We start from the raw sequence: 23,153 nt of genomic DNA on the forward strand, positions 1-23,153 counted from the left end.
CAGTTGCCCCAAGTCAGGATACGGCGCGCACATTGTCGCGCTGTTCGGCGAAGCGGTTGGCCGGCCGAGCCAGGCCGAAACGATCACGCAGCGTCCCCGGCGCATATTCGGTGGGGAATACGCCGCGGCGCTGCAGTTCCGGCACGACCTGCTCGGCAAAATTCACCCAATCCTCCGGGAGCAGCGGGAACATCAGGTTGAAGCCGTCGGCGGCACCTGCCTCGAACCAGTCCTGCAGCTGATCTGCGATCTGGTTCGGTGTGCCGACGACGGTCGGCACCGAACCGCTGTTGGCGAGCTTGCGAGCGATCTCGCGCAGAGTGAGGTTCTGCTTCGACCATTCCTTGACGCGATTGAGCGAGGTGCGGCCGCCATTGAAGGTGCTCTCGTCCGGCAGCGGCGGCAGCGGGCCGTCCGGCGGATATACGGAGAGATCGACGCCGCTCCAGCTCGAGAGAAGGTCGATGCCGACCCTATCGGGAAGCAAGCTCTGCAGATACTCCTGCCGCTCGCGTCCCTCCGCTTCGGAAGCTGCGACGATCGGCAGGATGCCCGGCAGGATCTTGAAGCTCTCGGGCTTGCGACCGTAACGGGCGAGGCGCTCGTTGATGTCCTGCCTATATTTGATGCCGTCTTCCTTGGTGCTGTAGATGGCAAAGTGCGCATCGGCGTGCGCGGTAGCGAAATTCTTGCCGTCTTCGGACGAGCCGGCCTGGACGATCAGCGGATGGCCCTGCGGCGGGCGCGAGACATTGAGCGGTCCGCGCACCTTGAAGTGCGGGCCCTTGTGGTTGATCGCATGGACCTTGTCGGGATCGGCGAAATAGCCCGATGCCTTGTCGATAAGCAGGGCTTCGTCTTCCCAGCTGTCCCACAGCGCCTTGACGATATCGAGGAATTCGGTGGCGCGCTCATAGCGAAAGGCGTGCTCGATATTGCCGTCGCGGCCGAAATTGCGGGCCTCCTCGTCCATGGCCGACGTCACCACATTCCAAGACGCCCTGCCCTTGCTGATATGGTCGAGCGAGGCAAACATGCGGGCGACATTGTAGGGCTCGCTGTAGGAGCTCGAGGCGGTCGTGATGAGGCCGATATGCCTGGTCACGCCGGCAAGCGCCGACAACAGCGTCAGCGGTTCCAGGCGGGCATTGGCGTAATGGGCTACGCCGCTCTGTACGGAATCCCAGATCGCGACATGGTCGGCGACGAAGATCGTATCGATCCTGGCGCGCTCGGCAGACTGGACGAGATCGCGGTAGAAGTCGAAGTCGAGCACTTCGCGGCCCGGCGCGCGCGGATGGCGCCACGACATGCGATGATCGCCCTGCGGGTTGAAGAAAAACGCGCTGAGGATCATGTGGTCGCGTGCCATGTCGGCCTCCTTGCAGAACTGCTCCAAGGGACCGTCGCGACGCCTCGACCGGCTGCGACAATCTCTCCTGAGCGATGAAAGGTAGATTGCGCTCCAGCTTAATTCGAGTAATTTTATATAGATTGTGCGTTGCGAAAGCGGAAGCGATTGCCCTTGAAGGCCGCGCCGAAAGAAAGTGGTTTCAGCAAGACATGTCGTCATCGGTTCTGAAGGTCGAGCAGCTCACCGTCGCCTATGATGGACGCCGGGGATCGCATCCGGCCGTCGACGGCGTGTCGCTCGCCATCGGCGAAGGCGAAGCGCTCGGCCTTGTCGGCGAGTCCGGATCGGGCAAGAGCTCGGTGGCTCTCGCTATTCTGCGCTATCTGCCGCGCAACGCCCGGATCGCCGCGTCGGCGCTCGAATTCCAGGGTCGCGAGATCCGCAGTCTCTCCGGCGAGCAGCTTCGCCGGCTAAGGGGCGATCGCATCGCGGCTGTCTACCAGCATCCAGGTGCGGCGCTCAATCCGGCCATGACGATCGGCCGGCAGATCACCGAAACGATCATGCGGCATCGCCAGGTTCGGCAGGACGAAGCACGCACCCGCGCCGCCGAACTGCTGATCCGTGTCAGGGTGAGCAATCCGGAACGGGTGCTCGATCTCTATCCGCACGAATTGTCGGGCGGCATGCAGCAGCGCGCCAACATCGCGATTGCCATTGCGCTCGACCCGTCGCTGCTGGTGCTGGACGAGCCGACGACGGCGCTTGACGCCAGCGTCCAGTCCGAGATCGTCGCCATCCTGCAGGACTTGCGCCGCGATCACCAAACCAGCGTTCTGCTGATCAGCCATGACATCAACATGGTCCGCCGGGCCTGCGATCGGGTGGCCGTGATGCAGTCGGGGACGGTGGTCGAAAGCGGCATCGCCAACGATGTCTTCGAGAACCCTGTTCACGCCTACACCAAGGCGCTGATCGCCTCGATCCCGGCGCTCAACTTCACCAAGCGCGACGGCAGGCTGGCCGAGATGCACACAACCGGCCCGTCGAAGCCTGTCCGCAGCGATCAACCGGAAGCCGCACGTCCGATCGCCGTCGCCTGCAAAGGCATCAGCCACGCCTTCGGCTCCCAGGCCGTCCTGCACGATATCGACCTGGAGATAGCCCAGGGCGAGACGTTCGGGCTGATCGGCGAATCCGGCTCCGGCAAGTCGACATTGGCAAGGATCGTGACTGGCCTCCAGACGCCGGACGCTGGGTCGGTCGAGCTGTTCGGCAGCACTGTCGCGCCGCGCGTCGAGAAAAGAAGCCTGAGCGAACGGCGCGACGTGCAGATGGTGTTCCAGTCACCCGACCGCACGCTCAATCCGCGCCAGCGGATCGGCAGGATCCTCGGCCGTCCGCTGCGGCGGCTCGCCGGCTTTGGCCGCAGCGAGGTGAAGCAGCGTGTCGCCGATCTCCTGGCCTCGGTTCGTCTTGCCGCTACGACCGTCGACCAGAAGCCGAGATCGCTGTCTGGTGGCCAGCGCCAACGTGCGGCGATTGCGCGCGCCTTTGCCGGCGCGCCGAAGCTCGTGGTGCTGGACGAGCCAACCTCTGCGCTCGACGTTTCCGTGCAGGCGACCGTGCTCAATTTGCTCAACGACCTGCAGCGCGACAAGGACACCACCTATCTGTTCATCAGCCACGACCTCAGGGTGGTGCGCTATATGGCCGACCGGATCGGCGTGCTTTATCGCGGCCGGCTGGTCGAGACCGGCTCATCCGAGCAGATTTTCCGTGGCCCCAACCACCCCTACACGAAGCTGCTTCTGGCCGCGTCCTCGGATGAGACGGCGCCGAAGGCTCCGGCTCAGCTCGACGTCGCGGCACACGATGCCGAGACCTCCGGATGCCCCTTTGCCGCCCGCTGTCCTGTCGCGCTGCCCGATTGCCGAAAGGCGCAACCACCCGTCAGGCAGGCCGGCGACGGTCATCTGATCGCCTGCTGGAGAGACGGCGACGATCTCTGATCGCAAAGCGGGCCAGGCTGACCGACAAGCCTGCATTCGAAGAGATGTCCCCATATTGTGAAGGATTTCGGTGCCGTCCGCGCGCTGGACAATGTCTCGCTCGACATCATGAGGGCGAGGCTTTTGGCCTGGTGGGTGACAATGGCGCTAGAACCGGCATCGCATCCTCCCATGTCAATTTGTAAGTTTTTGATACAAATTATCGTTTGAAACTTGGGTCAACAGATTCAGAACGCCGAACATTTTGTTACAGTGCGCCCCGTTTGACCCTTTCAAATCGCATAAAAAATCTATTAGTATGGCAATCAAACAAATCGCGGAGGAAGACGTGCTGGTGTCGACCGATCTTCGGCCGAATGAAACGCGGGCCCTTGCGGCGCTGTTTCGTGCCGGCGCGTTGAGCCGGGCGGCGCTCGCACGCGATCTCGGCCTGACCCGGTCGACCACCGGGGCCCTGGTGCTGGGACTGATCGAAGCCGGTCTGGCGCGCGAGCGCTCGGATGAAGGGGATGACGAGCAGGACGGCGAGGGCCGGGTCGGCCGCCCCGGAATCCTTGTCGAGATCGAAGGCAATGGCGGCTTCTTCCTTGGCGCCTATATCGGCGTCAACTGGATCGCTGCCGTGGCTGTCGACCTTGCTGGCACGCAGCGTGCCGCAGCATCGAAGGCCTTTGCCGGCCCGGGTAGTACGCCTGCCGCTGCAGTCGCCATCATCGAGGAACTCGTTGGCGATGTCCGATCGCAATTGCCTGAGAGCACGCGCCCCTACGGGCTCAATGTCGCCGTGCCCGGCTTCCCCGCCGCTGATGGCGTCTCATACCATGCCACCATCCTTGGCTGGCACGGGGTCAATCTGGCTGAGCTTTTGGGCAACGCCTTTGGCGACGATTTTCCGATCCTGCTGGAAAACGATGCCAATGCCGTCGCTGTGGCCGAGACATACTGGGCGCAGCCGGGAAAGGACGATGAGGATGCGCTGATCATCCTGATCGAGAACGGCGTCGGCGGCGGCATCATCAATGCCGGCAGGCTGCATCGCGGCCGGCTCGGCGGCGCCGGCGAGATCGGTCATTTGCGCATTGGCGACGAAGGTTTTGTCTTCGACGCCAAGCGCCCGGGCCGGCTGGAATCATATGTCGGCAAGGATGCTTTGCTGGCGCGCTATTTGCACATAAGCGGGCGGCGCGCCGGCGTGGATGAGTTTGTCGCAGCGCTGGCCGGCGGCGATCCGGCAGCCGTCGCCACCGCGCGCGACTGGGCGCTGTGGTTCGGTCGCGGCCTGGCGACGCTTGCCTGCACCTTGCAGCCGGAGCGCATCATTCTCTCCGGCTCGGTCAATGCCATCTATCCCTTTGTCGCCGAACAGGTGGAAGCTTTCCTCTCGGGCTTCCTGGCTGAAGGTTATCCCGTTCCCACGGTCGAACTGTCGCGCGTCGGCGCCGACGGTCCGGCATTGGGCGCTGCCTGTCTGCTGCATCAGGCAGCTTTGTCGGGCGATCCGCAATTTCAACTTCGCGGCCTCGCCGCGCGCTAATCAGGAGAGATTCCATGCCTCGCAAAGACGAAAAGCGGCTGCGTGTCGGCGTGCTCGGCTGCGGCCCGATTGCGCAGGCCGCGCATTTCGAATCCTGCACCAAGGCGCGCAACGCCGACCTCTATGCCATCTGCGATGTCGCCGACGATCTGCGCGACAGGATGGCCGCGACCTACGCGCCCGAAAAATCCTATGCCGACTACGGCCAGATGCTGGCCGATCCCGACCTCGATGCCGTCATCATCGCGACCTCGGACACGTTCCACGTCAAGGCCGCCGAACTGGCGCTGGATGCCGACAAGCATGTGCTGTGCGAGAAGCCGCTGGGCGTTTCGGTCGAGGAAGTCGAAGGCTTGCGGGCCGCACTCGACAAGAGCGGCAAGGTGCTTCAGGTCGGCCATATGAAGCGCTTCGATCCAGGCATCCAGGCGGCAAAGGCCTTCGTAGATAACGAGATGGGCGAGCGTCTGGCATTCAAGGGCTGGTATTGCGACAGCACCCACCGCTACCCGATGACCGATGCGGTGCAGCCGCTCATCATCACCAGCGCCAAGGCACGCAAGCCCTCCGTCAATCCCAAGGCGGATCTGCGCCAGTATTATATGCTGGCGCATGGCAGCCATCTCATCGATACGGCGCGCCATCTGCATGGTCCGATTGAGGCGGTCGAGGCCCGGCTCACCGAGCGCTACGGCGCCTATTGCTGGTTCGTCACCACCATCTTCGCCGACGGCACGATCGGCCATCTCGACCTGACGGTCGCCGTGCGCATGGACTGGCACGAAGGGTTCCAGATCTACGGCCAGAATGGCAGCGTTCTCGCGAAGACCTACAACCCCTGGTACTACAAGAGCAGCGAGGTCGACATTTTCCGCGAGGCCGATGGCAGTTGGCATCGGACGCTTGGCGCGGATGGCCACTTCTATCGCCGGCAGCTCGAAGGCTTTGCCGATGTCGTGCTGAATGGCGCGCCGATGATCGGCGCCGGCATCGAGGACGGCATCGCCTCGGTCAGGGGCATGGCGGCCATAGCCCGCTCGGCCGCTGCCGGCGGCCGCGCCGTCCGTCTGGCCGATGTCGACGGGGTCGTGTGATGCAGCTTGGGATTTTCGCCAAGACCTTCGCCACCACCGGCGCCTTGCCGGTGCTGCGCGCGGTCGCGGACGGCGGCTACACGGCGGCGCAGTTCAACATGGCGTGCCTTGGACTGCCGTCGATGCCGGACAGCATCGAGCCGGATGCGGCCCGGTCCGTCGCTAAGGCGAGCGGCGAGGCCGGCGTTTCGATCGCGGCCGTGTCTGGAACCTACAATATGATCCACCCGGATCGCTCGGTTCGTGTGTCAGGTCTTGCTCGGCTGGAGGTGCTGGCTGCGTCATGCGCTGACATGGGCACCCGCCTGATCACGCTGTGCACCGGCACAAGGGATGCACAGGATCCGTGGCGCTGGCATCCCGACAATGCAAGCGAGGCGGCATGGAGCGATCTGCGGACGGAGATGGAAGCGGCGATCGCGATTGCCGAGCGCTTCGACATCGAGCTCGGCATCGAACCGGAACTGGCCAATGTCGTCTCCAGCGCGCGGGCCGCTCGCCGGCTGCTCGACGAGATGAACAGCGCGCGGCTGCGCATTGTGCTCGACCCGGCCAATCTATTCGAAGTGGCGGACAGCGCGGAGCGTCACCGCCTGATCGACGAGGCCGTCGATCTGCTGGCTGCGGAGATCGGCATGGCCCATGCCAAGGACCGCAATGCCGATGGCAGTTTTGCCGCCGCCGGACAGGGCGTCGTCGATTTCCCGCATTTCATCGGCTGCCTAAGAGCCGCCGGGTTCGACGGCCCCCTGATCACGCATGGCCTGACAGAGGCCGAGGCGCCCGGCGTCGGCGCGTTCCTGCGCAATGTCCTGGAAGCGAGCGACGACACGTGAAAAAGACCTTCAGCCGAGATGGCGTCGACCTTGCCTACCGGGAGGTCGGCACGGGCCTTCCCGTCATCTTCCAGCATGGGCTGGGCGGCGATGAGGCGCAGGTGGCCGACGTGTTTCCCGATCTGCCGGTGACGCGGCGCGTGACGCTCGAATGCCGTGGCCAGGGCGGATCCGGCTACGGGCCTGTCGAGCAGCTTTCGATCGCGACGTTTGCCGAGGACGTCGATGCACTGGCCGACGATCTCGGCCTCGGCCCGGCCGTCGTCGGCGGCATCTCGATGGGCGCGGCGCTGGCGCTCCGCCTGGCGGTGCACAGGCCGGCGCGGGTGCGGGCGCTGGTGCTCGCCCGGCCTGCGTGGGTATCCCAGGCTGCACCGGCCAATATGAGGCCCTATGCCGTGGTCGGCGATCTCCTGATGCGCCATTCGCCTGACGCCAGGCGTCTGTTCGATGACAGCGCAGTTGCCGCAGAGCTAGCGAGGCTGGCGCCGGACAATCTCGCCAGCCTGCAAGGCTTCTTCAATCGCCCGGACCCGGTTCTGTTCGGTAGGTTGCTGGTGGCGATCGCGGGCGATGGTCCGGGCGTGAGCGAGGCGGACATCCGCGCTATCGCGGTGCCGACCCTTGTCATCGGCCATGACCATGACCTCGTCCATCGACTGGACGACGCACAGACGCTGGCCGGGCTCATCCCGTCGGCCCGGCTTTGCACCATCACAGCCAAATCGCAGGATCGCGCCGCCTACCGGCGGGAATTCCGCGCCTGTCTTTCGGAATTCCTGGAAGCGCTGGCATGACGCATCAAACGATGGAAGACACGATCGCCGTGGTCGAGATCGGCGGCACGTCGGTCAAAGTTGGCTTTGCCGACCACGGCATCCCGGTGGATTTTGCCCGCACCTACCCGACCGCGCAACTGCGCCAGGGCGCGCCTGTGGCGGGGTTGGCCGATGCGGTCACCGCAGCCTGCCGCGATGCCGGGCTCAAACCTGCACGGGTCGTTGCGACGGTGCCTGGGTTCATCGACCGCGACTTCGACACGGTGCTGCACACGGCCAACATTCCCGAGCTGAACGGCATCCGGCTGGGTACGGAACTGGCATCGCGGCTCCGCGTTCCCGTGCGGCTCGAACGCGACGTCGTGCTGCAATTGCTGGGTGAAAGCGTCGCCGGCGCAGTGAAGCGGCAAAAGGAGGTGCTGGCGGTCTATCTCGGCACCGGCATCGGTGCGGCCTATCTCGGCAAGGACGGCATTTTCAGGGGTGGCGGCTGGGCGCTGGAATCGGCCATATGCCGATCTACCGGCCTGACGAAAGCGGACCGCCAAACCGCGTCGAGACCTACGCCTCAGGGGCAACGCTTGTCGAACTCGCGACAGACTACGATATCCCGGTTGCCGAGCTGTTTTCGGCGACCGGGCAGCCGCCGTCGCTGCGCGAATGGCTCGATGAGATCGTCTGGCAGCAGGCGGTGACCATCGCAACGGCAGCCGCTTTGTTTTCCCCGCAGACGATCCTGATCGGTGGCGGCATTGTCGACATGAAGTCCTATCCCCGCCAGACGCTCAAGCAGCGTATCGCGGAGAGCCTGCCGCATTCGCTTGTTGTCCAGCCTCTGGACATACGCTGGGCCGCCCTGGGCTGGCAGGCGGCCATTCACGGAGCGGTGCTGCTCGGCGCTGCATGATCGCTCTGGCGCTGCGGGCAGAGGATTACTTGATCGTCTTCCCGTCCGCCCCAAACCGGTACGTCTTTCCCGGCTCGGGCGTCGCATAAAGCGTGGCGCCCGGCTCCGCGTCGTAGACACCGAAAATACGCACCGTGATCAGCCCGGCCTTGTCGCAGTCGAGATAGAGGTTGGTGTCGGCGCCGAGATGTTCGGCGTGCACGACCGTTCCCTTCCAGGCGCCGGACTTCGGATCGACGGTCAGATGCTCCGGCCGCACGCCAATCGTCTTGGCCGTTTCCCCCAGCCTGGCGCCGTCGATGAAATTCATCTTCGGCGAGCCGATGAAGCCGGCGACAAATTCATTTGCCGGCGAATTGTAGAGTTCCATCGGTCCGCCGATCTGCTCGATCTGGCCGGCATTGAGCACCACGATCTTGTCGGCCAGCGTCATCGCCTCGACCTGGTCGTGGGTGACATAGATCATCGTCGCCTTCAGCCGCCGGTGCAGCTGCGCGATCTCCAGGCGCGTGTTGACGCGAAGTGCTGCATCGAGGTTCGATAGCGGCTCGTCGAAGAGAAAGAGTTTTGGTTCGCGCACCACGGCGCGGCCGATGGCGACGCGCTGGCGCTGGCCGCCGGAGAGTTCGGCCGGCCGCCGCTCGAGATAGGGCTCCAGCGACAGCATCGACGAGGCTATGCCGATGCGGCGCTCGATCTCTGGGGCGGGCGTGCCGGCCTGCTTCAGGCCGAGACCCATATTGTTCTTCACCGTCAGATGCGGGTAGAGCGCGTATGTCTGGAACACCATGGCGATGCCGCGTTTTGCCGGGGGCGTGGCCGAGACATCGGCGCCGTCGATCACCACCCTGCCGGAGGTCGAATCCTCCAGCCCGGCGATGACCCTGAGCAAGGTTGACTTGCCGCAGCCAGATGGGCCGACGAAGACGACGAATTCGCCGTCGGTCACTTCGAGGTTGATGCCTTTCAGCACCTCGACCGGCCCGAAGGCCTTCTTCACATTCTCGATTACCAGCGAGCCCACGGCTTCGTCCTTGTTCTAGAGTTTGCCCTACTAGAGCTTAACTGGGGCGCCGCTGCGCACGCTCTCATCGGCGGCAAGGCAGACGGCGAGCGATTTGACCGCGTCGTCCATGTGGCGGGTCAGGTCGATGTCTTCCCGGATCGCCTTCAGCACGAAGGCCTGTTCAAGGTCGCAGAGATCCTGGTGGCCGGGTTCGCCGTCCATCGACAGCATCTCGTCCGGCCTGGCGAACTTGCCGTCCGCGCCGGTCGCAGCGCTGTGCAGGCGGATGGTCGAGGTCTTGGTGTGGGTGTCGATGTCGTCGGACTTCACACCTTCCTTCATCACGATCGACACGCAGCCATTGGGCGAAATCACGTCCTTCACGAAGAACGCCGTTTCCGAAATCATCGGTCCCCAGGCGGCTTCGTACCAGCCGACCGAACCGTCATCGAACAGCACCTGAAGATGGCCGTAATTATACATGGTCGGCGCGATCTCCTCGGTCATCCGCAGACCCATGCCGCGCACCTCGACCGGCTTGGCGTCGGTGATCTGCAGCATGACGTCGAGATAGTGCACGCCGCAATCGACGATCGGCGACGTCGTCTGCATCAACTGCTTGTGCGTCTGCCAGGTCGGGCCTGACGATTGCTGGTTGAGGTTCATGCGGAACACGTAAGGGCCGCCAAGCTTGCGCGCCTCGGCGATCAGCCGGACCCAGGACGGGTGATGGCGCAGGATATAGCCAATCACCAGCTTTCTGCCATTGGCCTTGGCCGCCGCGACGACGCGCTTGGCGTCCGCCACCGTCGTTGCCAGCGGCTTTTCGACAAAGACGTGGCAGCCGGCCTCGAATGCCTTCACCGCATAGTCGGCATGGCTGTCGGAATAGGTGGCGATGCAGGCAACATCCGGCTTTTCATCGCGCAGCGCCTCGTCGAAGGAGCGCCTGATGCCATAGGCCGACAGCCCGTCCGGTAACGGCACGTCGGAGCGGTTGATCAGCGCCGCGATCTCGAAGCCCGGATTGTTATGATAGGCCAGCGCATGGCTACGCCCCATATTACCGAGGCCTGCGACGACGACGCGAAGGGGCGATTTAGAGGTCACCTAACTACTCCAGATGTTCCAGTTGTTCCTTCTGAGAGGGCGTCACCCCACCCGGCGCTTCGCGCCGACCTCCCCATCGAGGGGAGGTAGGACGTTGGCGCGAACACCCTCACTGCCAAAGAAGCTTCTCCGAAAGTCGCCCTTTGGCGGTCGTGAATGAAGCCACGACCTTTTACCTCCCCTTGATGGGGAGGTCGGCGCGCAGCGCCGGGTGGGGTGAAGGCTCCAGCAGAGATTTGTAGGGCTCCGCTCACTTGACGGCTCCGGATGTGATGCCTCGGATCAGCTGCCGCGAGAAGATGACGTAGAGGGTCAGCACCGGCATGATCGCCAGCGAGAGTGCGGCCAGGATGGCGTTCCAGTTGGTGACGAACTGGCCGAGGAACAACTGCGCGCCGAGCGTCACCGTCTTGGTCTCTTCCGACGGCGCCAGGATCAGCGGGAACCACAGATCGTTCCAGATCGGGATCATGGTGAAGACGGCGACCGTCGCCATCGACGGCCGCACCAGCGGCAGCACCAGCCGAAAGAAGATCGTGTATTCCGACAGCCCGTCGATACGGCCGGCATTCTTCAGATCGTCCGACACCTGCTTCATGAATTCCGACAGGATGAAGACGGCCAGCGGCAGCCCTTGCGCGGTGTAGACCAGGATCAGCGCCGTCAGCGTGTTGACCAGCCCGCTCGCCACCATCAATTGCAGGATGGCGACGGTGCCGAGCCGGATCGGGATCATGATGCCGAGCGCGAGGTAAAGCCCCATCAGCGTGTTGCCGCGAAAGCGGTATTCCGACAACGCGAACGCCGCCATCGCGCCGAACAGAAGCACGAAGAACAGCGAGGCGACGGTGACGACCTTGAGGCCGAGCTTGTCGAAGGCGTCCTTGTTGTAGATGAAGCCGTGAATGACCGAGGCCATCGGGACGCAGAAGCTCGCCTTGCCGTCGTCGGTCTGCCATGCCGCCTTGGCGACCGGTGAGAAGTTCTCCATGCCGGGCAGCGAAGACAGATCGGCAAGGTTGCCCTTCTTGAACAGTTCGAGCGATTTGTCGAACGGGCGGCAAGGTGATCAGGTCGCCAGCCGAGCCGGCGGCGAGCTTGGCGCCGAGTGCGGCGTCATACTCGGTCGGCGCCGACGGTGCGAACACCACTTTGATGCCCGGGTTCTTGGCCTCAAAAGCCGGGATCAGCTTGTCCTTCCAGATGGCAAGGTCGTCGCCGCGCCAGCTTTCGATATTGAGCGTTACGTCATCGGCGTGAGCCAACCCGGCGGTGCCGAGAATGCTGGTGCCGAGAAGCAGTGCCGTCAGTAATTTCGTTGTCATGCTAGTCTCCCTGTTGACCTTTTTCAGGTTCGGTTTTGAGAACAGGGGCCTTCGCGCCCTTGTTCCCCTCGATCGCGGAAAGGGCTGGCCGCAGCTTCTGGCCGGTCCCTTCCAGTATCTTCTCGGCCGCAACGGCGTTGGCAGCGCCGGCGGCGAGCAGAATGGCTGTCTTGACGACGCCGCCGCTCGCTTCGAGCAGCCGCACGGCGTCTTGCCGGTCGCGGCCGCTGATAGCGGCGACGATGCGAGCCGCGCGGTCGCGCAGCTTGATGTTGTCGGCGGTGAGATTGACCATGTAGCCGTCATGGACATGGCCGAGATGAATGGCGGTAAGCGTCGACAGCATGTTGAGCGCGATCTTCTGGGCAGTGCCGGCGCCCATGCGCGTCGAGCCGGCAATCACCTCCGGTGGCGTCTCGAGCAGGATGGCGACGTCGGCCAGCCTGAGCAGGGGCGTGTCCTTGTTGTTGGCAATGGCGATGGTTGCCGCGCCCCGGCTGCGCGCCTCCTTCAGCGCCTGCACCGCATAGGGCGTCGAGCCGCTGGCCGAAATCGCGATCAGGCAGTCGCCCTTGCCGATGCCGGCGCCGGCAATTGCCGTCGAGGCTTCGTCGGTGTCGTCTTCCGGTCCGCCGGCCAGGGTCTTGAAAGCGTCGTCGCCACCGGCGATGAGGATGGCGATGCGTTCGCGCTTGATGCCGAAGGTGCCGGGCAACTCCAGCGCGTCGGCCAGCGCCATCAGGCCGGAGCTGCCGGCCGCAGCATAGGCGAGCTTGCCGCCGCCGTTCAGCCGCCCGGCGATGATTTCGGCTGCGGCGGCGATGGCGGGAATGGCGTCGCGCACAGCCTTGGCGGCCTCGATCTGCGCATTGACCAAAGAAGAAAGGATGGCGTCCGGGGCCTGGATGTCCAGTCCCTCGGCATTGCTGTGAAGCGCTTCGGTGCGCGGTTCGGCCATCCCTGTCCCTCCGATGGAAGAACAATACCAAAAAAATACCACTTGTCCACACGCATTAACGAAATTGCGAACTGGAAAGCGTTGATCCGGCAAAATTCCCGGGTTTTTCAACCTGATACGTCTTAATCTTTTTGAAACGGAAATTAATCCCTTGGCTATTGGTATTTTATTGGTATTATCCGCCCGGAGGAGACATCGCGTGAGATTCGTGCTCGGTATCGACGGCGGCGGCACCAGCTGCAGGGCAGCCCTTGCGACAGGCGATGGCGTTGTCATTGGCCGTGCCAAAAGCGGCGCCGCCAACATCCGCACCGATCTCACCGGCGCTCGCACCCACATCGTCGAGGCTGCTCGTCAGGCCTTCATCGCCGCCGGGCAAGATCCGGACCTGATCCCGCAGACACCAGCCATTCTCGGCCTTGCCGGCGCCAATGTCGGCACCTACCGCCAGCAGCTTGAAGCAATCCTCCCGTTCAGCATCAGCCGCGTCGAGACGGACGCCGAGATCGCGCTCGAAGGGGCAGTCGGCTCTGGTGACGGCGCCATGGCCATCCTCGGCACCGGCACCGCCTATATGGCGCGCAAGGGCGGCACGTCGCGCGCCATCGGCGGCTGGGGCTTTCAGGTCGGTGATCAAGGCAGCGGCGCCCGGATCGGCCGCGACCTGCTGGAGCAGACGCTGCTCGCCCATGACGGCGTCCGGCCGCGCTCAGCCCTGACCGACAGCATGATGGCCATTTTCCGCAACAATCCCGAAGACGTGGTCGAGTTCACCACCAATGCCAAGCCCGGCGATTTCGGCGGCTTCGCGCCCAAGGTTTTCGAGCATGCCGAGAAGGGCGACAGCGTCGCCAACTGGATCGTCGACAAGTCGGTTGCCGATGTCGAGGCGTCGCTCCACGCGCTCGACCTCTCTGATGACGCCCCGCTCTGCCTGCTCGGCGGGCTGGCGCCGCTCTATGGGCCGCGCCTTTCCCAGCGCTGCCAGGCGCTGCTGAAAGCGCCGCTCGACGATGCGCTGGGCGGCGCCGTGCAGATGGCGGCCCGCATCTTCGTCAAAGCGGAGGCGACGCGATGAGCGATGCCGCCGACCAGATCTTCGCCACGCTGAGGCAGTCGTCGCAGAGCGGCGCCCCGCTCTACCTGCAGCTCAGGAAAAGCATCGAGGACGCCGTCAATCGCGGCCTGATCGGGCCGGGCGATGCGCTGCCTTCCGAGCGCGACATCGCCACCAAGGCCGACATTTCGCGCGTCACCGTCCGCAAGGCGGTGCAGGATCTGGTCAAGGGCGGCATCCTCGTGCAGCGCCACGGCTCCGGCACCTTCGTGGCGCCGCGCATGGAGCGCGTCGAGCAGTCGCTGTCCAGGCTCACTTCATTCACCGAGGACATGGCAAGGCGCGGCATGGCGGTGCGTTCAGCCTGGCTCGACCGCGACCTCTACCCGCCCTCGCCCGACGAGATGATGGTGCTCGGCCTGTCCTCGAACGAGCTGGTGGCGCGCGTGGCGCGCCTGCGCATCGCAAACGACACGCCGCTGGCCATCGAGCGCGCCTCGTTGTCGGCCAGCGTGCTGCCGGATCCGGCCGGGATAGGCTCGTCACTCTATGCGGCGCTGCAACTGACCGGCAACCGGCCGGTGCGGGCGGTGCAGCGCATTTCCGCCGCCAATCTCGGCGACGCCGATGCGCGTCTGCTCGAAGTGCCATCCGGCATTGCCGGCCTGCACATCGAACGCATTTCCTATCTCGCGAGCGGCAAGGTGATCGAGTTCACCCGCTCCATCTACCGCGGCGACGCCTATGATTTCGTCGCCGAACTGCGCCTGACAGGGCCGAGCGAAGAGGGCCGACCATGATCCCCAAGACCACCCATATGCGGCGCGAGATCGACGAAATTCCGCAAGCCGTCGCGCGTCTGCTCGATGGCTCGGCGGCGGTGCTGACCGAGGCCGGACGCGGCATTCGCGAGCGCGATCCGAGCTTCGTCGTTACCGTCGCGCGCGGTTCGTCCGACCATGCCGCCACCTTCATGAAATATGCCGTCGAACTGACCGCCGGCCTGGCCGTGGCATCGGTCGGTCCGTCGATCGCCTCGATCTACGGCGCCAAGCTCAAGCTCGCCGGTTCCGCTTGCCTCGCCATCTCGCAATCCGGCAAGAGCCCTGACATCGTCGCCATGGCCGAGACGGCACGAGCCGGCGGTGCGCTCACCGTCGCCATCACCAACACCGCCGATTCGCCGCTGGCTCGGGCTTCGGATTTTGCCATCGACATTCTGGCCGGCCCCGAGCGCAGCGTCGCGGCGACCAAGACATTCGTCAATTCGGCGGTCGCCGGCCTGGCGCTGATGGCGCATTGCACCGGCGACGACAGACTGCTGGCCGCCCTTGCCCGCCTGCCCGAGCATTTCAGCAAGGCGATCGACTGCGACTGGATGGCGCTGGCCGGCGCGTTGGAGACGCCGCAATCGCTGTTCATCCTCGGCCGTGGCCCGTCGGCGGCGATGGCCGACGAGGCGGCGCTGAAATTCAAGGAGACCTGCGGCATGCATGCCGAGGCCTACAGTGCAGCCGAAGTCATGCACGGCCCGTTGGCGCTGGTCGGGCCAGGCTTCCCGGTGCTGGCACTCGCCGCCCGCGATGCCTCCGAGCCGTCCGTGGCAGAGGCTGCCGACAACCTTGCCGGCAAGGGTGCAGCAGTTTTTGTAACCTCGGACAAAGCCAAGAGCGCGGCGCGGCTGCCGCATGTCGCCACCGGTCATCCCTTGACCGACCCGCTGACGCTGATCGTCTCCTTCTACGGCTTCGTCGAAGCCTTCGCCCGCCATCGCGGCCTCGATCCGGACGTACCGCGCAATCTGCGCAAGGTGACGGAAACCGTATGAGCGACCGTTTTGCCCTGACTGGCGCCCGAATTTTCGATGGCGACGACTGGCATGATAACGCCGCCCTTGTCGTGCACGGCGATGTGGTCGAAGGCATTCATCCCGTCGGCGCCATTCCGTCGGGCGTTGCCCGCATCGACGCCGGGGGCGGCATGCTGGTGCCGGGTTTTGTCGACCTGCAGGTCAATGGCGGCGGCGGCGTCATGCTCAACGACCATCCCGATGTCGCCTCGCTGGCAACAATCTGCCGGGCGCATGCGCCGTTCGGCACGACCGCACTGCTGCCGACGCTAATCACAGATACGCCTGACATCACCGCCGCGGCCATTGCCGCCGGCACCGAGGCGGCACGGCAAAAACTGCCGGGGTTTCTCGGCCTGCATCTCGAGGGACCGCATCTCTCGGTAGCCCGCAAGGGGGCGCATGACCCGGCGCTGATCCGGCCGATGACGGATGCGGATGAAGCGGCGCTGGTCGCGGCACGCAAAAACCTGCCGGTGCTGCTGACGACGATAGCGCCGGAATCCGTCGAGCCTGCCCGCGTTGCGGCCTTGGCCAAGGCCGGTGTGATTGTCAGCCTCGGCCATTCCGACACCGGCTATGCCACGGCCAGAGCCTTTGCCGATGCCGGCGCCAGCGTGGTCACACATCTGTTCAACGCCATGAGCCAGATCGGCAACCGTGAGCCGGGGCTGGCGGGTGCGGCCATCGACATAGGCAGTCTGTCGGCCGGGATCATTGCCGACGGCATCCATGTCGATCCCGCCACCATGGCAATCGCGCTGCGCGCCAAGCAGGGACCGGGCAAGATCGTGCTGGTTACAGACGCCATGGCGACGATCGGCACCGACATGACATCGTTCACCCTCAACGGCCGCATCATCTATCGCAAGGATGGCAGCCTGAGGCTGGCCGACGGCACGCTGGCCGGCGCCGATCTCGATATGATCTCGGCGGTTCGCTACGTCCACCGGATCGTCGGGCTGGACCTGTCGGAAGCGTTGCGCATGGCCTCGCTCTATCCGGCGCAGGCGGTCGGCCAGGCCCACCGGCTCGGCCGCTTCGCCAATGGCACGGCTGCCGATATCGTCGCTCTGTCGGACGCCCTCGACGTCAACGGCGTCTGGATCGGCGGCGACAAGGTTTTTGCAGGCGCGGACAGTCCGCGCTAAAGTCCACCCATGCATGATGTCGACTGCGTTGTCGCCGGAGCCGGTGTTGTCGGCCTCGCCATTGCCCGCGCGCTGGCGCTGTCGGGCCGCGAGGTGCTGGTGGTCGAGAAGGCCGCAGCCATCGGCACGGGCACCAGTTCGCGCAATTCGGAAGTCATCCATGCCGGGCTTCATTATACGCCGGGCAGCCTGAAGGCCCGTCTCTGCGTCAACGGCCGCGAGCGTCTCTATGCCTATTGCCGCGAGCACGACGTCGCCCATCATCGCACCGGCAAACTGATCGTTGCCGTCGAACCCGACCAGTTGGACAAACTGCAGGCGATCCAGATCAACGCGGCGCAATGCGGAGTCGGTGACCTCAAGCTTTTGACGCGCGCAGAGGCCGAAAGCCTGGAACCGGCGCTGAGCTGCGCCGGCGCGCTGCTGTCGCCGTCAACCGGCATCGTCGACAGCCAGGCGCTGATGCTGTCATTGCGTGGAGACGCGGAAGCGGCCGGCGCATCTTTCGCCTTGCTCACCGTTGTCTCAGGCGCGAGCATCGAAGCCGACGGCATCCGGATCGACACGCGCGACGCCGATGGCGAGGGTTTCACCTTGAAGACCGGCGCCTTCATCAACGCCGCCGGCCTCGACGCGCAGGCGCTCGCCGGCCGCATCGAAGGCCTCCCGCAAGACCGTGTTCCGCCGCTGTGGCTGGCGCGCGGCAATTATTTCGCGCTTTCCGGCCGCTCGCCCTTTTCGCGGCTGATCTATCCGGTGCCAGTCCATGGCGGCCTCGGCGTGCACCTGACCCTCGACATGTCGGGGAGCGCGCGCTTTGGCCCAGATGTCGAATGGATCGATCGCGTCGACTATACCGTCGATCCCGCACGAGGCGCTGCCTTCTACGACGAAATCAGGCGCTACTGGTCCGGCCTGGCGGATGGCGCCCTGCAACCGGCCTATGCCGGTGTCAGGCCGAAACTGTCGGGTCCGGGACAGCCGGCCGCCGACTTCGTCATCCTGGGACCGGCTGACCACGGGGACGGCCAGATCGTCAATCTGTTCGGCATCGAGAGCCCTGGCCTTACCGCCAGCCTCGCCATCGCAGAACATGTCGTTGGGCTTTTATATCCGCAATGACGGGCGTTTCCTGAAACGTCGGGCAGGCGCATACCATGAAACCTTTTGATATGGAGGTCGTTGTCGAGGCATATGTCCGAGGCAAAACCCAAATCGAAACCGGCCGACGGCATCGAAGCGCGCGATGCCACGAAGTCGCGTCGGGAAAAGCCGTCACGGCAAACGCGCGGAGATGGACCGCGCGAGGACACGCCGCGCGAGAAAAAAGCATCGGCCGCCGAAGCCGCGTCCGAGCCCGTTGGCGAGCCTGCGCCGCCGCCGGATGCCGTCGAACCCGATCCCAAGCTGACGCCCGAGCAGGCCGAGCAGGCGCGCAAAAAATATCTGCTGCGGCGTTTCTGGATCAGCGGGCGCGGCTATTGGGGGAGGCATGGCGACAAGCTCGCCTGGCCTTTGACGATCGGAGTGCTGCTGCTGATCTGCATCAACATCGGTTTCCAGTATGGCATCAACGTCTGGAACCGCTCGATGTTCGATGCCCTCGAGCAGCGCAACGCCCGCACGGTCTATCTCCTCAGCGCCGTATTCGTGCCGCTGGTGATCTGCAGCGGCAGCCTTGTCGTCGCGCAGGTCTATCTGCGCATGACGATCCAGCGCCGCTGGCGTTCCTGGCTGACCACCGGGGTCGTCGCGCGCTGGCTGGCAAACGGCCGCTACTACCAGCTGAACCTCGTGGGCGGCGACCACCAGAACCCCGAGGCCCGCATGACCGAGGATCTGCGCATCGCCACCGAGTCGCCGGTCGATTTCACCGCCGGCGTCCTCAACGCGTTCCTGTCGGCCTCGACCTTTATCGTCGTGCTGTGGACCATCGGCGGCGCGCTCACCCTGCCGATCGGCGGCGAGAGCATCACCATTCCCGGCTTTCTGGTCATCACCGCGATCATCTATGCCGCCATCACCTCGACCTCGATGGTGGTCATCGGCCGCGACTTCGTCCAGCTCTCCGAGCGGAAGAACCAGGCGGAGGCCGAACTGCGCTACACGCTGACGCGCGTGCGCGAAAACGGCGAGAGCATCGCCTTGCTGGGAGGGGAGGACGAGGAGCGCAGCGGCATCGACAGGAATTTCGGCCATGTGCTGAGGCAATGGGCTCTGCTGACCGGACAGCACATGCGCACGGCGGCGGTGTCGCAGGGATCGAGCCTGTTTGCGCCGGTCGTGCCGATCCTTTTGTGCGCGCCAAAATTCCTCGAAGGCTCGATGACGCTTGGCGAGGTGATGCAGGCGGCGTCTGCCTTTGGCATCGTGCAAGGCGCGTTCGGCTGGCTGGTCGACAACTATCCGCGCCTCGCCGACTGGAACGCCTCCGCGCGGCGCATTGCCTCGCTGATGATGTCGCTCGACGGGCTCGAGCGCGCCGAGCAGAGCGATGCGCTCGGACGCATCAACCGGGGCGAAGCGGAAGACGGCGCCATCCTCAGCCTCGACAATCTTTCCGTGACACTCGACGACGGCACCTCCGTGGTCAAGGAAACCGAGGTCGTGATCGAGCCGGGCGAGCGGGTGCTGGTTTCAGGCGAATCCGGTTCAGGCAAGTCGACGCTGGTGCGGGCCGTCGCGGGCCTGTGGCCATGGGGCGGCGGCAGCGTCAATTTCCACACCGACAGGCGCCTGTTCATGCTGCCGCAACGCCCCTACATCCCTTCCGGAACGCTTCGCCGCGCGGTCGCCTATCCCGCGGCGGCGGACAAGTGGACCATCAAGCAAATCAAGGCTGCCCTCGACAAGGTGGGGCTTGGCTATCTCACCGGCAGGATCAAGGAAGAGGCGCCATGGGACCAGACGCTGTCGGGCGGCGAAAAGCAACGCCTCGCCTTCGCGCGCCTGCTGCTGCATCGCCCCGATATCGTGGTGCTGGATGAAGCGACTTCGGCGCTCGACGAGAAGAGCCAGGACACGATGATGTTGACGGTGATCCGCGAACTGCCTGACGTCACCATCATCAGCGTGGCGCATCGTGCGGAGCTCGAAGCCTTCCACAGCCGCAAGATCACCCTGGAGCGGCGCGAGGGCGGCGCCAAGCTCGTCAGCGACGTCGACCTCATCCCGCGCAAGCGCAAACGCAGCCTGCTGAACCGCGCTTTGTGGGGTTCCAGCACTCGGGTGAAAAAGCCGCGCAGGTAAAAGGCGCCACTGCCGAACCGCGAACAGATGTCCAGGCGAAGCGCTTGGGCAAAGACGTTAGCCGGCTATGGATTAGCCGTAGAGACCCTTGTAGGTCTCGCGCAGCAGGTTCTTCTGCACCTTGCCCATCGTGTTGCGCGGCAGCTCGTCGACGAAGATCACCTGCTTCGGGTGCTTGTATTTGGCCAGCTGGCCGGCAATGGCGCCAACGATCTCGGCCCCGGTGATCTGCGATGCCGGCGCCCGCACCACGACAGCGGTGACGCCTTCGCCGAAATCGGGATGGGCAATTCCGATGACGGCACTTTCCAAGACGCCGGCAACGGCGTCGACCTCGCTCTCGATCTCCTTGGGATAGATGTTGTAGCCGCCGGAGATAATGAGATCCTTGCCGCGGCCGACGATGTGGACGTAGCCGTCCGCGTCGATGATGCCGAGGTCGCCGGTGATGAAGAAGCCGTCCTTGCGAAACTCCGCCTTGGTTTTTTCCGGCATGCGCCAATAGCCGGAAAAGACATTCGGACCTTTGACCTCGATCATGCCGACTTCACCCTGGCCAAGCGCATCGCCGCTGTCAGGGTCGGCGATGCGCAGCGAAACGCCGGGCAGCGGGAAGCCGACCGTGCCGGCCCGACGCTCGCCCTCATAGGGGTTCGACGTGTTCATGTTGGTCTCGGTCATGCCATAGCGCTCGAGAATGGCGTGGCCGGTGCGCTCGCGCCAGGCCTTGTGCGTTTCGGCGAGCAGCGGCGCCGAGCCGGAAACGAACAGGCGGATGTTCTTCGCCGCCTGGGCATCCAGCCCGTCCTGCTGCAGGAGCCTGGTATAGAAGGTCGGCACCCCCATCAGCACTGTCGCGCGGGGCAAGAGCGAGACGATGCGGCCGGCGTCGAATTTCCGCTCGAACAGCATCGAGGCGCCGGCCATCAGGGTGACGTTGGTGGCGACGAACAAGCCGTGCGTATGGAAGATCGGCAACGCGTGGATCAGCACGTCATCCCCGGTGAAACGCCATTGCTCGACCAGCACGCGCGCATTGGAGGCCAGGTTTTCATGGCTGAGCATGGCGCCCTTGGAGCGTCCGGTGGTGCCGGATGTGTAAAGGATTGCGGCCAGATCGTCCGGCCCGCGCGCCACGGCGTCGAAATCCGTGGGCTGTTGTGCCGCCAGTGCGGTCAGCGAGCCCTCACCATTGCTGCCAAGCGTGACGGTGGCAGCACCCGACGCCTGCGCCAACGGCGCGATAGCGCCGGCGCGGGCCGGGTCGCAGACGACCAGCCGCGGCTCGGCATCACCGAAGAAATAGCCGAGTTCGGCCAGCGTGTAGGCGGTGTTGAGCGGCAGGAAGACCGCGCCGGCGCACAGGCAGGCGAGGTAGAGGAAAATGCATTCGGGGCTTTTTTCGACCTGCACGGCAACGCGGTCGCCCGGCTCGACGCCAAAATGCCTCAGCGCATGTGCCAGCTGTGCCGATTGCGCCAACATGTCGCCATAGGCGATCGCGCGTCCGTCATCGGTCGCCATCAGGATGCGCTTGGAGGCTGAAATCCGGCTGCGGAACGCGTCGAACAGGTGATTGGTCATGCGCATTCCCTAGAGATGATGCCGAAAAGTGTGAAGCGGTTTTCGGAGGACGTCATGCTCTAACCCTTTGATTTAGAGCCGGATGGCCTTGGAACAAAGGAAACGATTTCGCCTCCGTCCGGCAACAACGTGAAATCGGGTTTGCCGCCGATCAGATGAAGGCAAGCGGACTTGGATAGCGGGCGATTTTGGATAGCGGGCGGATTTTGGATAGCGGACCGGAAGCGCTTCTATCTGCGGCTGCGCAGCGCCTTGGTGGCGCTCACGCGTGGATCGCCGCTGTCGTTGAAGCGCTCCATGCACATGGCTGCCGTCAGACGGTAGTGGTTGAGGAGGGCTTCAACGGCGCCGTCGGCATCGCCATCCACCGTGCGCTCCGCAATCAGCCGATGTTCACTGATTTCGTCGCGCTCGCTGCCGTCCTGGGAGATCAGCCGGTAGCGGGAGGCCTGATCCGAAAGCTGGTCGCAAAAGCCGGTCAGCCAATGCGAGCGGCAGCCTGCGATCAGTGCCCGATGGAAGGCGCGGTGCAGCTTTTCCCATTCCGGATTGTTCGAGGACGGATCCTCCGGCAAGCGGCGCGGGGCACGCGCCAGGCGATGCAAGGCCAGCACGAGCTGCTCTTCCCATTCGCCGGTGCGGTTGGCAATGGATTCACGCAGCGCCCGCTCTTCCAGCCAGCAGCGGGTGCGCGTCAATTCCTCGAGTTCCGGGGCACTGACCGGCATGATGAAGAAACCGCGCTGGTCGTGGCGGCCGAGCAGGCCTTCCGAAGCAAGTCGGTTGAGGGCCTCGCGAACCGGTGAGGCGCCGGCGCCGTAACGGGAAACCACCCATTCGACACGAAGCTTGCTTTCACTTTCAAACACGCCGCGCAGGAGATCGTCGCGAAGCTGTTGATAGACCGTACTAGCGAGTGTGCTCTTGGGTCCCGCGCCTTCGCTCACATCGGCAGATCCGTAGGTCAATATGACTCCTGTAGCTCGCCATGCTCCGCTAGCCCGTTCGCGAAGCAAACGATTTCCCCTGGAAATTTACTGTAACTCCTAAGGCATCCGCCCCTCAAGCGAAAGATCACGATATTCGACTTAAAGAGGAAGGTTGACCGCATCTTATCCGCCGGAAGTAACTAAAATCGTGAAAAACTTGTTCTTCTGAAGAAAGTTTGTCTCCCTGCATGGCAGGCGCCCTCGAGAAACAGCTTCGAGATCCCGAATACGGATAATTTTTTCTTAACGCGCGTCATGCCGCCGGATTGACCTCTCCCCGCATGCAGATCCCTTCGGCAGTTATCCACTAGATTTATGGGCCAAAACTAGTGCCGGATGCCGCGATCCTGTCGCTTGCC

At 64.4% G+C, this 23,153-nt stretch carries 18 protein-coding genes and 2 pseudogenes; 12 read left to right on the plus strand and 8 right to left on the minus strand.

Features of this window, described 5'->3' with window-relative positions; all coding sequences use genetic code 11:
• Nucleotides 1-13: 13 nt before the first annotated feature.
• Nucleotides 14-1,372 carry an LLM class flavin-dependent oxidoreductase gene (locus NLY43_RS15985; protein WP_023668832.1) on the minus strand — a complete coding sequence of 453 codons (1,359 nt, stop codon included), beginning with the start codon at nucleotides 1,370-1,372 and terminating at the stop codon, nucleotides 14-16.
• Between the two features lie 191 nt (nucleotides 1,373-1,563).
• On the opposite strand from NLY43_RS15985, the gene NLY43_RS15990 reads away from it, so the two are divergent.
• The 6 genes and pseudogenes from NLY43_RS15990 to NLY43_RS16015 all read left to right on the plus strand — a co-directional run bounded on the left by NLY43_RS15990 (nucleotide 1,564) and on the right by NLY43_RS16015 (nucleotide 8,516).
• Entirely contained in the window at nucleotides 1,564-3,366 is a 1,803-nt protein-coding gene (locus NLY43_RS15990; RefSeq protein WP_023711277.1) for a dipeptide ABC transporter ATP-binding protein, read from the plus strand.
• 298 nt (nucleotides 3,367-3,664) lie between these two features.
• A complete protein-coding gene (locus NLY43_RS15995; protein ID WP_023702359.1) occupies nucleotides 3,665-4,900 on the plus strand; it encodes an ROK family transcriptional regulator in 1,236 nt (411 codons plus the stop codon).
• Between the two features lie 14 nt (nucleotides 4,901-4,914).
• Entirely contained in the window at nucleotides 4,915-5,994 is a 1,080-nt protein-coding gene (locus NLY43_RS16000; RefSeq protein ID WP_023702360.1) for a Gfo/Idh/MocA family protein, read from the plus strand.
• Complete coding sequence (locus tag NLY43_RS16005) at nucleotides 5,994-6,830, plus strand: sugar phosphate isomerase/epimerase family protein (protein ID WP_023702361.1); 837 nt, start codon at nucleotides 5,994-5,996, stop codon at nucleotides 6,828-6,830. Before NLY43_RS16000 ends, NLY43_RS16005 begins: the two co-directional genes overlap by 1 nt.
• On the plus strand, nucleotides 6,827-7,627 hold the full coding sequence (locus NLY43_RS16010; protein ID WP_023711279.1) for an alpha/beta fold hydrolase: 801 nt from the start codon (nucleotides 6,827-6,829) through the stop codon (nucleotides 7,625-7,627). Before NLY43_RS16005 ends, NLY43_RS16010 begins: the two co-directional genes overlap by 4 nt.
• An 11-nt stretch (nucleotides 7,628-7,638) precedes the next feature.
• Nucleotides 7,639-8,516 (plus strand): annotated as a pseudogene (locus NLY43_RS16015) (ROK family protein).
• Between the two features lie 25 nt (nucleotides 8,517-8,541).
• On the opposite strand, the gene NLY43_RS16020 reads toward NLY43_RS16015, so the two are convergent.
• From NLY43_RS16020 to NLY43_RS16040, 5 genes and pseudogenes are all read right to left on the minus strand, one after another.
• Nucleotides 8,542-9,540: an ABC transporter ATP-binding protein gene (locus tag NLY43_RS16020; RefSeq protein WP_023702497.1), complete on the minus strand. Its 999-nt coding sequence runs from the start codon at nucleotides 9,538-9,540 to the stop codon at nucleotides 8,542-8,544.
• Between the two features lie 30 nt (nucleotides 9,541-9,570).
• A complete protein-coding gene (locus tag NLY43_RS16025) occupies nucleotides 9,571-10,632 on the minus strand; it encodes a Gfo/Idh/MocA family protein (RefSeq protein WP_023702498.1) in 1,062 nt (353 codons plus the stop codon).
• A gap of 250 nt (nucleotides 10,633-10,882) precedes the next feature.
• Nucleotides 10,883-11,443 carry a carbohydrate ABC transporter permease gene (locus NLY43_RS16030; protein ID WP_502882178.1) on the minus strand — a complete coding sequence of 187 codons (561 nt, stop codon included), beginning with the start codon at nucleotides 11,441-11,443 and terminating at the stop codon, nucleotides 10,883-10,885.
• 9 nt (nucleotides 11,444-11,452) lie between these two features.
• Nucleotides 11,453-11,957, minus strand: a pseudogene (locus tag NLY43_RS16035) (extracellular solute-binding protein); the annotation flags it as partial.
• A gap of 1 nt (nucleotide 11,958) precedes the next feature.
• Nucleotides 11,959-12,915 (minus strand): N-acetylmuramic acid 6-phosphate etherase, encoded by a 957-nt coding sequence (locus NLY43_RS16040; protein ID WP_023711282.1) that lies wholly within the window; start codon nucleotides 12,913-12,915, stop codon nucleotides 11,959-11,961.
• A gap of 199 nt (nucleotides 12,916-13,114) precedes the next feature.
• Between NLY43_RS16040 and NLY43_RS16045 the strand changes: the two genes are divergently transcribed.
• From NLY43_RS16045 to NLY43_RS16070, 6 genes are all read left to right on the plus strand, one after another.
• Entirely contained in the window at nucleotides 13,115-13,993 is an 879-nt protein-coding gene (locus NLY43_RS16045) for a glucosamine kinase nucleotide-binding domain-containing protein (protein WP_023711283.1), read from the plus strand.
• A complete protein-coding gene (locus NLY43_RS16050) occupies nucleotides 13,990-14,772 on the plus strand; it encodes a GntR family transcriptional regulator (protein ID WP_023668847.1) in 783 nt (260 codons plus the stop codon). The genes NLY43_RS16045 and NLY43_RS16050 overlap by 4 nt, the downstream gene beginning before the upstream one ends.
• On the plus strand, nucleotides 14,769-15,800 hold the full coding sequence (locus NLY43_RS16055) for an SIS domain-containing protein (RefSeq protein ID WP_023711284.1): 1,032 nt from the start codon (nucleotides 14,769-14,771) through the stop codon (nucleotides 15,798-15,800). Before NLY43_RS16050 ends, NLY43_RS16055 begins: the two co-directional genes overlap by 4 nt.
• Nucleotides 15,797-16,972: an N-acetylglucosamine-6-phosphate deacetylase gene (nagA, locus tag NLY43_RS16060; protein WP_023711285.1), complete on the plus strand. Its 1,176-nt coding sequence runs from the start codon at nucleotides 15,797-15,799 to the stop codon at nucleotides 16,970-16,972. The genes NLY43_RS16055 and nagA overlap by 4 nt, the downstream gene beginning before the upstream one ends.
• Before the next feature lie 9 nt (nucleotides 16,973-16,981).
• Complete coding sequence (locus NLY43_RS16065; RefSeq protein WP_023711286.1) at nucleotides 16,982-18,094, plus strand: NAD(P)/FAD-dependent oxidoreductase; 1,113 nt, start codon at nucleotides 16,982-16,984, stop codon at nucleotides 18,092-18,094.
• 72 nt (nucleotides 18,095-18,166) lie between these two features.
• Nucleotides 18,167-20,221, plus strand: coding sequence for an ABC transporter ATP-binding protein/permease (locus NLY43_RS16070; RefSeq protein ID WP_023711287.1), 2,055 nt, complete (start codon nucleotides 18,167-18,169; stop codon nucleotides 20,219-20,221).
• Between the two features lie 72 nt (nucleotides 20,222-20,293).
• On the opposite strand, the gene NLY43_RS16075 is transcribed toward NLY43_RS16070, so the two are convergent.
• The gene (locus tag NLY43_RS16075; protein ID WP_031199267.1) at nucleotides 20,294-21,805 is read right to left on the minus strand and encodes a malonate--CoA ligase; all 1,512 of its coding nucleotides are present in this window, start codon (nucleotides 21,803-21,805) and stop codon (nucleotides 20,294-20,296) included.
• A 230-nt stretch (nucleotides 21,806-22,035) separates the two neighbouring features.
• Nucleotides 22,036-22,773 (minus strand): GntR family transcriptional regulator, encoded by a 738-nt coding sequence (locus NLY43_RS16080; RefSeq protein ID WP_023694237.1) that lies wholly within the window; start codon nucleotides 22,771-22,773, stop codon nucleotides 22,036-22,038.
• Nucleotides 22,774-23,153 lie beyond the last annotated feature (380 nt).

This window comes from Mesorhizobium sp. C416B, assembly GCF_030323165.1.
Taxonomy (GTDB): domain Bacteria; phylum Pseudomonadota; class Alphaproteobacteria; order Rhizobiales; family Rhizobiaceae; genus Mesorhizobium.

Excerpts from the sequence above, each read along its gene's own strand:
- NLY43_RS15995 (WP_023702359.1), top strand. The coding sequence starts at position 3,665 with ATGGCAATCAAACAAATCGCGGAGGAAGACGTGCTGGTGTCGACCGAT.
- NLY43_RS16050 (WP_023668847.1), top strand. The coding sequence starts at position 13,990 with ATGAGCGATGCCGCCGACCAGATCTTCGCCACGCTGAGGCAGTCGTCG.
- NLY43_RS16005 (WP_023702361.1), top strand. The coding sequence starts at position 5,994 with ATGCAGCTTGGGATTTTCGCCAAGACCTTCGCCACCACCGGCGCCTTG.
- NLY43_RS16065 (WP_023711286.1), top strand. The coding sequence starts at position 16,982 with ATGCATGATGTCGACTGCGTTGTCGCCGGAGCCGGTGTTGTCGGCCTC.
- NLY43_RS16040 (WP_023711282.1), bottom strand. The coding sequence starts at position 12,915 with ATGGCCGAACCGCGCACCGAAGCGCTTCACAGCAATGCCGAGGGACTG.
- nagA (WP_023711285.1), top strand. The coding sequence starts at position 15,797 with ATGAGCGACCGTTTTGCCCTGACTGGCGCCCGAATTTTCGATGGCGAC.
- NLY43_RS16075 (WP_031199267.1), bottom strand. The coding sequence starts at position 21,805 with ATGACCAATCACCTGTTCGACGCGTTCCGCAGCCGGATTTCAGCCTCC.
- NLY43_RS16055 (WP_023711284.1), top strand. The coding sequence starts at position 14,769 with ATGATCCCCAAGACCACCCATATGCGGCGCGAGATCGACGAAATTCCG.
- NLY43_RS16030 (WP_502882178.1), bottom strand. The coding sequence starts at position 11,443 with ATGGCGGCGTTCGCGTTGTCGGAATACCGCTTTCGCGGCAACACGCTG.
- NLY43_RS15990 (WP_023711277.1), top strand. The coding sequence starts at position 1,564 with ATGTCGTCATCGGTTCTGAAGGTCGAGCAGCTCACCGTCGCCTATGAT.
- NLY43_RS16070 (WP_023711287.1), top strand. The coding sequence starts at position 18,167 with ATGTCCGAGGCAAAACCCAAATCGAAACCGGCCGACGGCATCGAAGCG.
- NLY43_RS15985 (WP_023668832.1), bottom strand. The coding sequence starts at position 1,372 with ATGGCACGCGACCACATGATCCTCAGCGCGTTTTTCTTCAACCCGCAG.
- NLY43_RS16000 (WP_023702360.1), top strand. The coding sequence starts at position 4,915 with ATGCCTCGCAAAGACGAAAAGCGGCTGCGTGTCGGCGTGCTCGGCTGC.